This is a genomic window from Algoriphagus chordae, assembly GCF_003254055.1.
Taxonomy (GTDB): domain Bacteria; phylum Bacteroidota; class Bacteroidia; order Cytophagales; family Cyclobacteriaceae; genus Algoriphagus; species Algoriphagus chordae.
This window is the reverse complement of the sequence record NZ_QKZT01000013.1, coordinates 118,665-132,498: the sequence shown is the minus strand read 5'-3', so window position 1 is coordinate 132,498 and position 13,834 is coordinate 118,665. Positions and strand designations below refer to the sequence as shown.

The following is a 13,834-nucleotide window of genomic DNA, read 5'->3' as shown; positions in this document are numbered from 1 at the left end:
AATAAAGAAGTTTTTTATGATTTAAGCGGACTTGCTAATTCCCTTGGATAGGTGGATATTTGCGCTCTGAAAAAGATAAGTGATGATAGTAAAAACAAAAAAATATCAACTCCCAACTGGCACCTATATCAAAATGGCCCTCGTCAATGTTCTCAAAGAACAGTGGTGGGTAATCCCTATCGCATTGGCGATAATGTGTGGCTATTTCTGGATTCCATCGATTTGGTGGATCATTGCTGCTTTGATAGCATACGGCCTTTACGTACTATTCTGGGCGATTCAGTTTACTGGAGTGACTCAGATGGAGCAAAATAAGGTGATTTTTGATAAGATGGCCTATGAGATTGACAGCCGTCAGATATTGATGAAAATCAACAGCAAGCAGGGCATGCCAGTACAATGGAACATGATCAAAAATGCTGAAGTAAGAAAAGATGCCTTTGTACTATACATGTCCAAAGCACAATTCATCCATCTTCCTTTCCGTATTTTCAACTCAGACAATGAGCGGAAATTTATGGAAACAATCCTGAAGCGTAAGGAGCTTATAAAATAGGCTTCGCCCCAATATTCAGCAAAAGCCTCCCAGATTGGGGGGCTTTTTGCATTCCATCGTCATTCTCACCAGCAATAAAACCGTCCAGAGAACTCGCTACATAATAAATCACCTTGTTCATCACATCTTGGTTTTAGACTAATGTGGCGCCTTATTGATTTGCATTACCAGGTTTTCTTGATTCCCATATCCTTTCAACACTAAGCTATCGGTATATATCTCCAAAACCCCATACGAGCTAATCTCCGTATCCACCATCCCAAACATCGTCAAGTAATGTATGCCGTTCTTTAGGACATATTCACCCGCATGATTATGACCATTGATAAAGGCCACTACCGTAGAACTACCCTCGATCAATTTAATGATTTCATTATCATTCCATAGATTATGCGCATTCTCGGCAGGCCTTAAAGGCATATGTGAAAAAAGGATCACTTTTTCATTGGACTTTTCTGCAGCATCCAATTGCTCCTTAAGCCATTGTTGTTGTTCACTACCTATTGCACTATTCCAGCGATAATTATTCGCTTTCTCAGAAGTCAATTCAAAATATGAATTCACCTGATCGATATCATGCTTATGAAGTGAATTTGAAAAGAAGGAATAATCTGTAGCGTCCAACACGATAAACCGCCAACCATTTTTCAAGTACGAATAATAATAATTCGGCATGGATAGTTTTTCCAGCAAGTTTCCCATTTGACTGGAGTCTATTGAGAATTCATGGTTTCCTAACAGTTGGTGATTTTCAATCTGAGGATCTAACTTTTGATATACAGGCAAGATAGAATCGTAACTACCCCAGTCATCATCTATAATATCTCCGAGGTTCTGAACAAAATCAACCTTGTTATTATTGAATACATCAATTGCCTCCTCCAGTTTCCATAAGGATTCTCTATAATACCTTTTCCCCGCTGTTGCTTTATTCGCATACTGAGGATCAGCCACCAGACCAATTTTCAAAATAGGCTCTTTTGTAGCACAAGAACATAACAACATCACTATTGCAACGACTTGAAGTAAATAGGGCTTCATAGATGGTCTACCTGCTATACGCATTCAATTCAAAATTTATGTCAAACAGCAAATTATCTATTTGAGTTAGTTCAACTGCTCCAGAATCACCTCTATCGCCTTGTCCAGTTGCTTTTGGTTTCCCTGTAGTCGGTCAACAAAACCTTCTTCCACCCGGATATCTGGCTCCACCCCATCTTTCTCCAAATTCCTGCCATCAAGCGTGTAGCAACCCCAAGCGGGAAGTCTATAAAAAGAACCATCCACTAAGCCCTGACCAGAGGTGAAGATAATCCAACGATAAGTTTCCGTCCCAATGATAGTTCCTAGGCCCAATTCCTTAAACCCTGCCGCTGTCATCTCCGCATCTGAGAGTGATTGCTCATTGATAAGAAGCACAATTGGCTTATCAGCTGGAGAGAAATTGGGCTGATTAGTAAGCGCTCCATCACGATATTTCCATTGCAAATAGCTCTTCTGAGCTAGGAATTTCAGAACCTCATCATGGACATTTCCGCCTGTATTGTAGCGTAGATCCAGAATAAGTCCATCCCGATTTCCCTTCACAGAAACCATCTCTTCCATAAAGTGCTGCAACTCGCCTCCACCCATATTTTTCATGTGAACATAGGAGATTTTGTCTCCAGACTTCTCGTCTACATAGGCTTCATTATCATCCATCCACTCATCATATAGCCATGTTTTCATTTGTCCTGCCGAAGCTGGATGAACTTTCAGACTTAGTTCTGTACCCTTTCTGTCAAAAGTGAGTGTCAATTCCTCTGCCATCGCAGGCCCAGCAAAATAAAACTCTCGATTTTGGCTTGGCGCGACCTTTACACCATCCACTGCAACCAACTTGTCGCCAGGCATCAGAGGCACTGGATCCAGATCTGCAGGACTATGTTTCAAAATACGATCGACAGCATAAGGATTCTCCTCGTCAAATACAATTCCGGCATTCATCGAGCGAGTACCGAAATAGCCTTTTTCCTCATCCCCACTAGAGCTAAAGCCAAAATGAGAAGTGTTCAACTCGCCCAGCATATCATTGAAAATAATTCGCAAATTATCTCGGCTACTCACATAAGGTAAAAACTCAGCATAGCGATCCCTAAGCTCCTGCCAGTTCTCCCCATGGAAATCCCCATCATAGAAATTCTGCTCCATCCCAGCCCAAGCTTCATAGTACATCTGCTCAAACTCATCCCGAAGTTTCTTGGTAAAAGTCTGTCCTATCTTGATCTCTTCAGTCTTATTGCTAGCCGGATCAAGCGTATGAACTTTACCTCCTGCCAACAGGTACACTTTGCCCTTTGCCTCAACTAAGTCATATCCTCCGATTCTTTCATCACTTACTTTCTCGGTTTTGGTTTTTTCGAAATCTTCCAGGGTTGTTTTCCATAATTTGGGATTACCCTCATCATGATTTGAAGTATAGAAAACCCAAGTTTTATCATCTTTCTGAAGAACTACTGGATTGGATTGCTGCCCAAAAGCAGGCCCAATACGTTCCAATCGCTCCATCAAATCTCCTGAACTGATCTTTACCTTTGCTGAAGACTTATCCGGCGTAGCCTCCTTTTTATCCTTGTCATCTTTGTCTTCCTTATCAGTTTTATCCTCTTCCTTAAACAGCGCAGCAACCTTATCGGACTCAAATAACCCAGCAAACTTCTCCAACTTCATGCGATATAGATGTGCTTCACTGGTCCCAAAAGGAAAGCTCGCATGAGTCCTATCAGAGGTGAAATAGATGTATTTGCCATCTGGGGACCAATAGGGATTGGTCTCTGTCACAAATGTCTCAGTCAAATTGATGGTTTTCTTAGTAGCTCTGTGATAGACCATCACTTCACGCTCAAAATTCCTAATTGGGCTATACACCACATATTCATCGTCTGGAGATAGGTAGGCATTCGGAGTATAGAATCCCCATAATTCGTCCTCTACCAATGTTTTGCTTTCTAGTGTCTTGAGATCGATCTCGCGAACTTCATTTCTTCCTCCAATATAAATGCCCAATGTGCGTGCTGAATTCAGGGTCAATTGTCGGTTTTTGAATTTGTCGTCCGTAAGCTGTTTTTCCTCCCCTGGATCCTGAGCTGAGATACTAAAGAGATTCGCATAGCCCTTGACCGTGCGGGTATAAATCAGGGTTTTGTTGTCCGCTAGCCACTTCACTTCCTCCACAGCTTCTTTGGGATCGGTTTGTATTTGCTTCGCAAATTTCCCTTTTACATCAGAAATAAACAGAACGCCACGAGATACAAAAGCCATTTTATTCCCATCAGGCGACACATCAAAATTGGAGATATTTCCTGCTACCTGTCGGCTTTGCTCTTTCTGCAGGGTTTGATTTTGGAAGATGGAGATATTCGGCTGAGAGGTTTTGCCAGTAGCTACGTCATAGACGAATAGCTGATAGTCTTTTCTAAAGACTACTTTCTCTCCATTGGCAGATACTTTCGGCCACATAATAGAAGAAGTGAATTCTGTCAACTGAGTTTTAGTCGCTCCTTTGAATGTGTATAAGTTGTATTCCCCATTGGCTTCATCTGACTGGAAAAACACATTACCCTCAGCATCGATGGTCGTGCCGAAGTCCTTTCCTTCATAATCAGTGTATTGCGAGAATTTCTCTGTGCTAGGATTGTAGGACTTGATATCAGGATTATACTCGCCTTTATAGCGCTTTCGGTGCGCAAAGTTCTTGCTTTCCCAGGTTTCATTAAAGTAGATTTCTCCAGTTTTCGGTTGAACTACCGCTCCGTGAATGGTATTAAAATAATGTGGAAAAAGTCGGGTAGGTGTAGAACCAGAAAGGTCAATTTCATAAGTGGAAAACCTATTATATCGATCAGAGGTAAAATAAACCTTATCGCTTTCCCAGCTCCAGGACTCAAGTTCATCAGCTCCTTCATGATAAGTCAGTTGGCGGATTTCGCCTCCTGCCATAGGCATCAGAAAAATATCCTTGTTGCCATATTGCTCAGCTGTGAAGGCCAGCCACTTTCCGTCAGGAGAAACCGACGGCTTAGTCTCTATCCCTTCCATGGCCGTCAAGCGCAAGGCCGAACCACCAGTCACAGGTACTTTCCAAAGATCCCCTTCGAAACTAAAAATAATATCCTTCGCATCAGGACTAAGAGTAGGGTCTGATACGAAATAGGGGGAATTTGAATTTTGTGCTTTTGCCGTGGAGATACTAATGATAAAAATTAGTGCGAAGTATATCTTTCTCATAAAGTGGGATTTTAAGGAATAGTCCACTAAAGTTAAAAAACCAGCCCCAATAAAAAAGTCTATCTGATTAAAGGAGGCTGTTTTCTACTCATCCTTACCTTGGTTTGAAGATTAACACGAACATTGCGTTTTGCTCATACGAAGCAAAAAGGAATATCGGAATCATTGCGGGTAATCTTGAATTTTTGATATTTGACCATGCAAATCAAACTGATCGCCATAGGCAAAACAGATAACAAGGCTATCATTTCACTTATTGAGGAATATAGCAAGCGTCTGAATTTTTACATCAAGTTTGAATTTGAAGTCATTCCAGACCTGAAAAACACCAAATCACTTTCCGAAATTTTGCAAAAGGAAAAAGAAGGAGAGTTGATTTTGAAAAAGCTAATCCCATCTGATGATTTGATCCTGTTGGATGAACGCGGCAAAAGCTATAGTTCTATGGATTTCTCTGCTTTCCTTCAAAAGAAGATGAATGCAGGTCTAAAACAACTCATTTTCGTTATTGGAGGGCCTTATGGTTTTTCGGATGAAGTTTATGCTAGAGCCAATGGTAAGCTTTCCATCTCCAAAATGACTTTTTCACATCAGATGATCCGCCCATTTTTTATCGAGCAAGTTTATCGTGGATTTACCATTCTGCGAAACGAGCCTTATCATCATGAATAGAAAGTAATCAGTCGCAGTAATCAGTATTCAGAGCTCTGAGACTGTGACTGAAAACTGACCACTAACACCTTTCCAATGTTAAGTTTTGGATTCCTATATGTTTTAATGTTACCAAATTGTTAACTTACCGTCACATTGGCTTTAAGTCTAGTAACATTAACTTCATCCAAGTTGAAAAAAGTAGTCCTCACATATATCCTGATTTCAGCAGTTGCTTTCCTTGCTCTAGCACAGGAATCGACTGTGAAGGTGAGTGATTTGCACTTTGATACTAATACAGAGAAGGAACTTTGGGAGGTTGGACAAGAGAATCCTTACTTGCTATTCAGAGCAGTCCAAGCTGAGCAAATCCCTTCTGGCGATAAATGGAATGGCCTTGTCTCGGACTTGGATAAGAAATTCGATAAAAAAGGTACACATCTCAATGTACTTCGGCAGATTTTTCAAAAGTCTCATCAGCAGTTATTCAAAACCTATGAGCAACATTCCACATTCAATGCGATGCTTGATGAAGGCAAGTTTGATTGTGTAAGTGGATCTGCTGCATTAGCCTTGCTTCTGGATCGCTATGAATTTGATTACAAGGTTGTAGAAACTGATTATCACGTATTTGTCCTGGTCAATCTTGAAGGAAAAGATATTATTTTGGAAAGTACGCTTCCTATAGGCGGTATGATCACAGCTCCATCGGAAGTGGCTGCTTACTTGGAAGGATATAAAGCAGATGAATCGGTTCAGCTAAAGTCAGTATCACAGCGCTTAGGAGCCCCCAAAGTAGATTTGTCAGACAATGCTATTTTTAGAAAAGTCAATCTGAAACAATTAGCTGGCTTACAATACTACAACGATGCGATCTCACTTTTTAATGAGCAAAGCTTCGATAAAGCAGCTGTACAGCTCAATAAAGCATTAAAGCTTTACCAGTCTGAGCGTATAGAAGGATTAAAGGAATTGGCAGAGGAGCAGGCATCTTTGCTAGCCAGCTCAAACTAAAAGCAGAACAATATTCTTCCTCATTGCCAAAAAGAATTGCAAACTCAATACTATGCTAATTACTAAACGAAAAATGCCCTATTCTAAGAACAGGGCATAAAAGTCAATTAGTGGTGGTGATGTCCATCTGGACCATGTGCATGACCATGTTCAAGTTCTTCGGGCAGAGCTTCTCGCACTGCAATGATTTTGCCCTCAAATGACAAATCATAGCCAGCTAGTGGTGGATTGAAGTCCATATGAACTCCCGTATAATCAATTTTGGTAATCTCTCCCCGAATCTGTCCCCCCTTATTGTCTTGCATTGGAATCACATTTCCCACACGAAGGATATCTTTATTTATCTTCCCGTTCTCCTTGAAATTAGCTTTTGGAATAACGGTCTTTTTCTCCTCCATATAATCCCCATAGGCCTCGTCAAAACCAAGATCCGCCGTAAATGCATCACCGGCAGACTTACCTAACAAGGCAGCTTCAAACTTTGGAAACACCTCTCCAGCATTAAATAGAAAGTAAAATGGTTTATCCTCAGGGACAGTTTCATAAGCAACCATTCCTGTCTCACCATCATCTACCTTCAGGTCATAGCAAACTGCTACCACAGTATTCTTATCTACTTTCATATATCTATGTTCTAATCTCTATTGGAAAATATACGCTACGCCAACTTGTCCTACGAAGTTCTTGCGATCGTAGCCAGGCACGAAATACTGATCTGGATTATTTTCCAAGTACCATTTGTAATTCAAGGTATTCACGTATTGCAAACGAGCATTCAGCAAAATATTCCCAAATTTCCAATCACCTATCAATGAAGGCACAAGATCCACATACTTATTTCTCCAGTCCTTGGACGCCTCATATCTATAGTAATAGTAATCATTGTTGTAGACTATTCGCTCCATTTGGAAGCCAATTCTATTCATGTCATGCACCCAGGCAAATTCCAAAAAGATCACGTTACTGGCTGGGCCATTGCCTGCTCCAAGTACCTGACCATTGTGTGTATAACCGTCCACTACATGCTCGTGAATGTACCATGTCTTAAGTGCTCGAATATCATCCCGTATAGTTTGACCCGTTTGAGTCATTTCCGAGCTGATCTGTAAGAAATGACCTGGTTTTTTCAAGCTCATCAGGTGCGAAAACCCAAAAGTAAAGGCTCTTCCTGACTCTGGCGTAATCATAAAATCATTGAGCGTACGGTCATTGTCACGAGTTCCATATTCTCCATAGAATTCAAAGCGACCTTTGGGACTCATCCATCTGAAAAATCCAGAGCTAAACTGCTGTCTTTTTTCTTGAGTTGGATCTACAATATTCTGTGCTTTTTTCCTTCCATTGAAAATAGGGAGTATATCACCCAGTCCAGAAATATCATGCTGGTAAATCTGACTGGTAGATCCATATCCTAGAAAAAGTCCTGGCACCCATTTAGGCTGATAAGTCAAAATCAATCCTGACAAAAAGCGCTTATTATCTTCTGGCTTTGGGATAAGCACATTGTTTTCTTGAATTCGGTAATCAGGCCAAGGAGGTAAGAACCCCGAAGATTTCAAGAAACCACCAATTACCTGTCCCTCAAAAGAACCAATTTTGGTTTCCACAGGCTTGCGGGTATTTGCCGTCAGGTGAATAAATCCCGGTGCATTGTTTCCAAGCAAAAGAGAATTCCTTCTTCCAGGGCCCCACCACAAGTTTTCGGAAGAAATTCCAAAGGAGTACTCCTTGAAATTGTAACGAATACTAGATTGCCCCAAATAAAATTGTGAATAGGAACTGCTACCAAATCTCTCTGGCATATCAATTCTATTCATGTAATCATAATAGTACAGAATACTCAACTGATGCTCTATCGGATATCCCAAGTAATCTTGGTTTTGAGCGATCAACAGTTCTGGCTGAAATTGTACACTAAACGACCCATAATTCAAAAATGCTCCTGGACTGATGATGGTCTGGATACCTCGATTGGGAATAAAAGCCCCATCGTTGACACCAAAAGCATAGGTGGAATTGTATTGAAACTTAGCTACCGCCGGCATCAGCAAAAACTCCCCTTTATTATCCTTGCCAAAAACTCTGTTGAATTTTGAGCGATCCATATCCACCACAGAGCTATCTAGGTCAAAACCATATTTGATTCCGAAGGCCTGAGCTGGATAAAGTGGTCGGATCATAAAAGATGAAGAAGAATCCACATCCCCGATCAATTGCGCTCGTCGCAGGTAATCATCCAATACTGGAGTTCCCACGGGCACTGTCTGCGCCAACGAAAGATGACCCACTAGAAGGAATAGCAACGAAGCACCAATACAGCTATTCAAAAATTTCCTTTTCTTCATCATGCTCATTTCAAGATAAGGGCTTCAACAGTTATTTTAGCTAGAGACCATGATTCATCACATTTGGGATCAGGAGAATTGGTAGCGACCAAATCTGAATTCATGTAAATTCTTGTGCTAGACTTACTATGCTCCACTATTTTGGAGATACTGTATCGTGTGGTATAATTAGGTACGGTGCCAAATATGCAGAGACCTGGCATATTGGTTTGTATCGCTCCGGTTTTAGGCTTATTTGTTTGGGAGAAAGAATCAGGATAGGACTGATAAAGACAATAGGTAGATTCACAAGGAGAGTTTGAGAAAGAAGTCCTAAAGACCTCTTCATTATCTATTCCAAAAAACCACTGGTCTGGACCAGACACTCCATCCGAGGTATTTCCATCCCAAGTATCGTGAATCAAAATTTCTAAAGTCACCTTCAATAGGTTATGAGCAGGCATATCCGATAGATTGACTGCTAATTCTTCATTATGATAATAACCTACTACAGTATCATTCTCAAAAACCAGAAATCTCCCATTTTCAAATCCTTGTAGATCTAAATCAGAAAAATCATTGGAGTAGACTACCACATCTGACTCCAGCGTATCTGTGCAAGAGAAAAGTGAAGCTGCGGTCATTAGCAGTAAAAGGGCTTTCACTCCCTTTGACCAAATATTGCAATCCATCAAATTCAGTTAGTTAAGAAAATATAACCCTGCAAAGAAACAAAAAAGGAGCCAAACCAGACTTACCAAAAGAACGCTATTTTTAACCAATGCCTCCAAAAGGATTTGCTATTTTTGGGCTGAATATAAAAACAAGCTATGGCTACTTTTACTATTGTCGCAGGTGCACGACCAAATTTCATGAAAATCGCACCGATCATTCATCAATTTATCAAAAAGCAGCAGGAAGGAGTTCCGGTTAAATTCAGGCTAGTTCATACTGGTCAGCATTATGATAAAAAGATGTCAGGTGACTTTTTTGAGCAACTGAATATCCCTGAACCAAATGCCAACTTAGGTGGTGGTGGTGGCACCCAGGCTGAGCAAACGGCTGCGATCATGGTTGCTTTTGAAAAGGAGCTAATGGAAAATCGTCCCGACCTTGTATTGGTTGTAGGTGATGTCACCAGTACACTTTCCTGCTCCATTGCTGCCAAAAAACTACAGATCGACGTTGCCCATGTAGAGGGGGGAATTCGCTCTGGCGATCTTTCCATGCCTGAAGAAATCAACCGAATGGTAACCGACAGCATCACAGATCATTTTTTCACCACTTCAGAAATCGCGAATACCAACCTTCGGAAAAGTGGTTTTGCTGAGGAAAAAATACATTTCGTTGGCAATACCATGATCGACACCCTGAAGGCTCAAATGCCTAGGTTCAAAAAACCTGAAGGAGCGATATTCGAGAACTTGGAAAAAGGGAAATACTTCGTCATGACTATGCATCGCCCAGCGAATGTAGATCAAGAGCATAAACTCAAAGCCATGATCGACGCTATCCTAGAGGGCACAGAAGGTCTACCGATTATTTTTCCCGTACATCCTAGGACTGCCAAAAACCTGCAATCACTAGGTATTGATGCTCCCAATCTACTGATGAGCGACCCTTTGGGCTATTTAGAGTTCAATTACCTCGTGAAAAATGCGAAAGGAGTCATTACCGACTCTGGAGGGATTACTGAGGAAGCTTCGGTGATGAATGTGCCTTGTATCACGCTTCGTGACAATACCGAGCGAGCAGAAACCATTCACCTAGGAACCAATGAACTGGTAGGTACTGATCCTGCCAAACTAAAGCCGTACCTCAAAAAAATAATGACAGGAGACTGGAAACAATACCAAGGAATTCCACTTTGGGATGGAAAAACGGCTGAGCGAATTGTGGATATCTTAATTGATTCTTACCCAGCGAGCTAAAGAAGAATTGCATTACCCGCTGATTTCTGCTGACAAGCTGCCATACCTGATGAAGATCTTTAAATTTCTATCATCAAATAAGCACTATAATCTTGCAGCGAAAATCAGCGGGGAAAGCTTAGATCATTCCCTTAGAAAGAGAAAGCTAATTTAAAGTTGATTTTAGTACCTGGCGAAAGACTGCTGAAGATCTGGTCTTCTGCTTCATACGACTTATACACATATTCTTTCTTAGAATTCAGGATGTTTTGTACACCAAAACCAGCCTGCAAGCGCTCATCAGCACCAAATGTTTTGTTCAAATTGAAGTTTAAGCTATTGAATGGTACAGAATAAGTATCCGTTCTGTTGCCAAAGCCTACATACTGCAAGGATGAACCTTGTACGTTGTAGAACATGCCTACTTCCCAACCTGTCGCATAGTTATTATAACTCAAACCAGTATTGATTAAGTAAGGAGCTTGTCCTGCCATATCTCGTGTATCCTTAATCTCCTGACCTTCTCTAGCTGTCAATTGTCTTGATCTATACTCAGACTCAGACATTTCAATCTGAGATCTCGTGATAGTCACATTGGTGTTCCAGTTGAAATTCTCAAATGCTGGCGCGATGAATTTCAATGATTTTCTGAACTCAAATTCCAAACCGGCCACAGTTCCATCACCCACATTTCTTGGCTGGAAAGTCCCTGGATCCGAAAGGAACTGAACCATTTCGATAGGCTTTTCAAAAGTTTTGTAGAATGCACTTACTGAAAACATCTGTCCTCTATCCTGGAAGGCTTCCCATCTCAAGTCAAAGTTATTTACCCGAGTGGATACTAAATTTCCGTCCCAAAGGACTTCAGTTCCCCCATTGGTAGTCTCAGGATAAAGTCCTCCAATGAATGTTCTGCCTGTGATCGGATCAAGTATCTCCGCGTAGGAAAGCTCTTTAAAGGAAGGTCTCGCGATAGTTCGTGACGCTGAGAATCTAAGATTCTGCTTTTCGTGAAGATTATAGATCAGGTTGATTGTAGGGAAGAAGTCTAAGTCATCCAGCATTTCCACCAAATCATAATCGATCGTACCTGTCTGGTTTGTTCCAGTATAGTATTGATTGAATTTCTCTACACGCAAACCTACAATTGCTTTTAGGTTATGAGCAGGGTTAGCTTCTATAGATCCGTATCCAGCGAAATTAGTCGCGATGGATTGGTATTCATTTGCATTGATAGGGATGAAATCGGCATTGTATCGTACGCCATTTCTATTGTCAGCAGCGAATAAGTTTTCATCATCCAAAATTTCATTGGGATCTCCTGTGAACACGGTGTTTCCCGTCGCAAACTGGAAGCTTTGGATATTGAAATCACGTTGTTTGAACACATAGTTTCCACCAAACCTCACTTTTCCTTCTCTGGAGAATAACGAAATACCACGCGTCACATCCAGTTTACCTACTATACTGTATTCCTTCAAGTCTCTCCAGATTCTGGCTGGCAGACCTACTTCTGTGGAAACCGTATTGGTCGGTTCTCTGAATCTAGTGAATCTAATATCTGGATCAGAAATGGTAGATCTTGTAGGTGCAATTTTCCAATTGACTTCCCAATCTCTCCCATTAAGGTAGTGCGTACCTCCCAAAAGAATACTTGTTAGGCCTCTCTGGCTATATTCCAAGTTGTATTGTGTCGCTTCAAAGTTTGCACCCAGATTGGTGTTGATAAAGTTAAACTGACCAGCTTTGGATTCTCCATTTTGAAGATGCATCAAATTCAATTTGAACTTAGAATTATCTGTTTTCAATGCGATACCTGCAAGTCCACCCAATAGCACATTATTGACGCCGTAGTCACCTCGCTGTCTTTCCAATGCCTCAAGTTCATTTTCTTTGACATCTCTAGGCTTTGCATACAGATTGTATTCTGCATCTTGGAAAAACTCCGTCTCATTCTTATAGGTCACCGCAAAATTATAACCCCAAGTTGCTTTTGATCTTGCAATCTGGTTGCCTAGGGAAAAGCTAACACCCATATCCATCAGACTGTTTGATCTATAGCCTCCAAGTGTTTTATTGAAGCTCCCCAAGATATCTTGGTATTGTAAGCCCAAAGGACCATTTGGATTTCCCACCACATCGCCGTACTGCGGGATAACGGCATAGCCTTCAGTTGGGATGGCTCTTGTTCCGTCGTCAAAACCTAACCAGTCGGTTTTACCACCGTCATATTTCAGGTAGTTTGAATTGAAGTGCATAGAAGGATTAATCCCACCACTCAGGCTCAAACGCATGGTTTTTTCTTCAGGAAAATCTTTGGTCTCAATATCTACCACCCCACCTGTAAAGTCAGCAGGAAGTTCAGCAGTAAAAGATTTAGAAACGATAATATTGTCGATCACATTGGTAGGAAAAATATCCATTTGGATCGTATTTCTGTCAGGATCAAGTCCTGGAATATCTACACCGTTCAAGACGGTCTTTGTGTATCGGTCACCCAATCCACGTACATAAATGTATTTGCCTCCTTCGATAGAGACTCCGGTCACACGCTTTACAGCTGAGGCTGCATCACCGTCACCGATTTGTCTAAAAGTACTTGCAGAGATACCGTCAATAAGATTGGCAGCATTCCTTTTTACCGACATCAATGCTGATTCGGTAGTTCTGATTGCAGAAGCAGCAATGGTCACTGTCTCCAATTCTGAAGCCTCTTCCGCCATCATCAGGTCATTAATCACTTCCACATCTCCATCCTTCACCGTTACTCCGGTGAGTTCGATTGATGAGTAAGAAATATAAGATACCTGAAGCGTGTAAGCTCCTGGTGCAACTTGGATTTCGAATTTCCCGTCGAAATCAGTGACTGCTCCAGTGGAAGTTTCTTTGACCAAAACAGAGACCCCAAAAAGCGGTTCACCTGTTTTTTCGTCGAAGATTGCTCCACGGATGGTTCCTTTTTGAGCAAATGCAAATCCCGCTAATAACTGGGAAAGGACCAATAGAATCAAAATGGAAAGTCTCTTCATGAGTGGGTTTGAAGATTGAGTTTTCATACAGCAATTGAATGTAAAATCTGAAAGAAGGAAGAAAGTTGCCTTGCAAGCTCTTTC

At 41.2% G+C, this 13,834-nt stretch carries 11 protein-coding genes; 4 read left to right on the top strand and 7 right to left on the bottom strand.

Annotated elements, in window-relative coordinates:
* Positions 1-82 precede the first annotated feature (82 nt).
* The gene (locus LV85_RS14800; protein WP_111320779.1) at positions 83-556 is read left to right on the top strand and encodes a YcxB family protein; all 474 of its coding nucleotides are present in this window, start codon (positions 83-85) and stop codon (positions 554-556) included.
* Here the strand turns inward: LV85_RS14800 and LV85_RS22380 are convergent.
* From LV85_RS22380 to LV85_RS14790, 3 genes are read right to left on the bottom strand one after another with little or no spacing between them, the layout of a single operon-like run.
* Positions 546-677, bottom strand: coding sequence for a hypothetical protein (locus LV85_RS22380; protein ID WP_262510141.1), 132 nt, complete (start codon positions 675-677; stop codon positions 546-548). The two genes, LV85_RS14800 and LV85_RS22380, sit on opposite strands and share 11 nt — an antisense overlap.
* Positions 678-694: 17 nt before the next feature.
* The gene (locus LV85_RS14795; protein WP_111320777.1) at positions 695-1,621 is read right to left on the bottom strand and encodes a metallophosphoesterase; all 927 of its coding nucleotides are present in this window, start codon (positions 1,619-1,621) and stop codon (positions 695-697) included.
* Between the two features lie 42 nt (positions 1,622-1,663).
* A complete protein-coding gene (locus LV85_RS14790) occupies positions 1,664-4,822 on the bottom strand; it encodes a S41 family peptidase (protein ID WP_111320775.1) in 3,159 nt (1,052 codons plus the stop codon).
* 198 nt (positions 4,823-5,020) lie between these two features.
* Between LV85_RS14790 and rlmH the strand changes: the two genes are divergently transcribed.
* Together rlmH and LV85_RS14780 are read left to right on the top strand one after the other, a co-directional pair.
* Entirely contained in the window at positions 5,021-5,494 is a 474-nt protein-coding gene (rlmH, locus tag LV85_RS14785; protein WP_111320773.1) for a 23S rRNA (pseudouridine(1915)-N(3))-methyltransferase RlmH, read from the top strand.
* A gap of 171 nt (positions 5,495-5,665) precedes the next feature.
* Positions 5,666-6,487 carry a hypothetical protein gene (locus tag LV85_RS14780; RefSeq protein WP_111320771.1) on the top strand — a complete coding sequence of 274 codons (822 nt, stop codon included), beginning with the start codon at positions 5,666-5,668 and terminating at the stop codon, positions 6,485-6,487.
* Between the two features lie 107 nt (positions 6,488-6,594).
* Here LV85_RS14780 and LV85_RS14775 read toward each other — a convergent pair whose 3' ends face one another.
* Genes LV85_RS14775 through LV85_RS14765 form a run of 3 tightly spaced genes read right to left on the bottom strand, consistent with a single transcriptional unit; the run spans position 6,595 to position 9,503 of the window.
* Positions 6,595-7,110 (bottom strand): FKBP-type peptidyl-prolyl cis-trans isomerase, encoded by a 516-nt coding sequence (locus tag LV85_RS14775; protein ID WP_111320769.1) that lies wholly within the window; start codon positions 7,108-7,110, stop codon positions 6,595-6,597.
* A gap of 18 nt (positions 7,111-7,128) precedes the next feature.
* Positions 7,129-8,835 (bottom strand): capsule assembly Wzi family protein, encoded by a 1,707-nt coding sequence (locus tag LV85_RS14770; RefSeq protein WP_317046447.1) that lies wholly within the window; start codon positions 8,833-8,835, stop codon positions 7,129-7,131.
* Positions 8,836-8,837: 2 nt separating this feature from the next.
* A complete protein-coding gene (locus LV85_RS14765) occupies positions 8,838-9,503 on the bottom strand; it encodes a hypothetical protein (protein ID WP_111320767.1) in 666 nt (221 codons plus the stop codon).
* Positions 9,504-9,641: 138 nt separating this feature from the next.
* Here LV85_RS14765 and wecB point away from each other — a divergent pair, with 138 nt between their 5' ends.
* A complete protein-coding gene (gene wecB / locus LV85_RS14760) occupies positions 9,642-10,742 on the top strand; it encodes a non-hydrolyzing UDP-N-acetylglucosamine 2-epimerase (protein ID WP_111320765.1) in 1,101 nt (366 codons plus the stop codon).
* A 131-nt stretch (positions 10,743-10,873) separates the two neighbouring features.
* On the opposite strand, the gene LV85_RS14755 is transcribed toward wecB, so the two are convergent.
* Positions 10,874-13,750, bottom strand: coding sequence for a TonB-dependent receptor (locus tag LV85_RS14755; RefSeq protein WP_111320835.1), 2,877 nt, complete (start codon positions 13,748-13,750; stop codon positions 10,874-10,876).
* Positions 13,751-13,834: the final 84 nt, after the last annotated feature.

Excerpts from the sequence above, each read along its gene's own strand:
- LV85_RS14800 (WP_111320779.1), top strand. The coding sequence starts at position 83 with ATGATAGTAAAAACAAAAAAATATCAACTCCCAACTGGCACCTATATC.
- LV85_RS22380 (WP_262510141.1), bottom strand. The coding sequence starts at position 677 with ATGAACAAGGTGATTTATTATGTAGCGAGTTCTCTGGACGGTTTTATT.
- LV85_RS14795 (WP_111320777.1), bottom strand. The coding sequence starts at position 1,621 with ATGCGTATAGCAGGTAGACCATCTATGAAGCCCTATTTACTTCAAGTC.
- LV85_RS14790 (WP_111320775.1), bottom strand. The coding sequence starts at position 4,822 with ATGAGAAAGATATACTTCGCACTAATTTTTATCATTAGTATCTCCACG.
- rlmH (WP_111320773.1), top strand. The coding sequence starts at position 5,021 with ATGCAAATCAAACTGATCGCCATAGGCAAAACAGATAACAAGGCTATC.
- LV85_RS14775 (WP_111320769.1), bottom strand. The coding sequence starts at position 7,110 with ATGAAAGTAGATAAGAATACTGTGGTAGCAGTTTGCTATGACCTGAAG.
- LV85_RS14770 (WP_317046447.1), bottom strand. The coding sequence starts at position 8,835 with ATGATGAAGAAAAGGAAATTTTTGAATAGCTGTATTGGTGCTTCGTTG.
- LV85_RS14765 (WP_111320767.1), bottom strand. The coding sequence starts at position 9,503 with ATGGATTGCAATATTTGGTCAAAGGGAGTGAAAGCCCTTTTACTGCTA.
- wecB (WP_111320765.1), top strand. The coding sequence starts at position 9,642 with ATGGCTACTTTTACTATTGTCGCAGGTGCACGACCAAATTTCATGAAA.
- LV85_RS14755 (WP_111320835.1), bottom strand. The coding sequence starts at position 13,750 with ATGAAGAGACTTTCCATTTTGATTCTATTGGTCCTTTCCCAGTTATTA.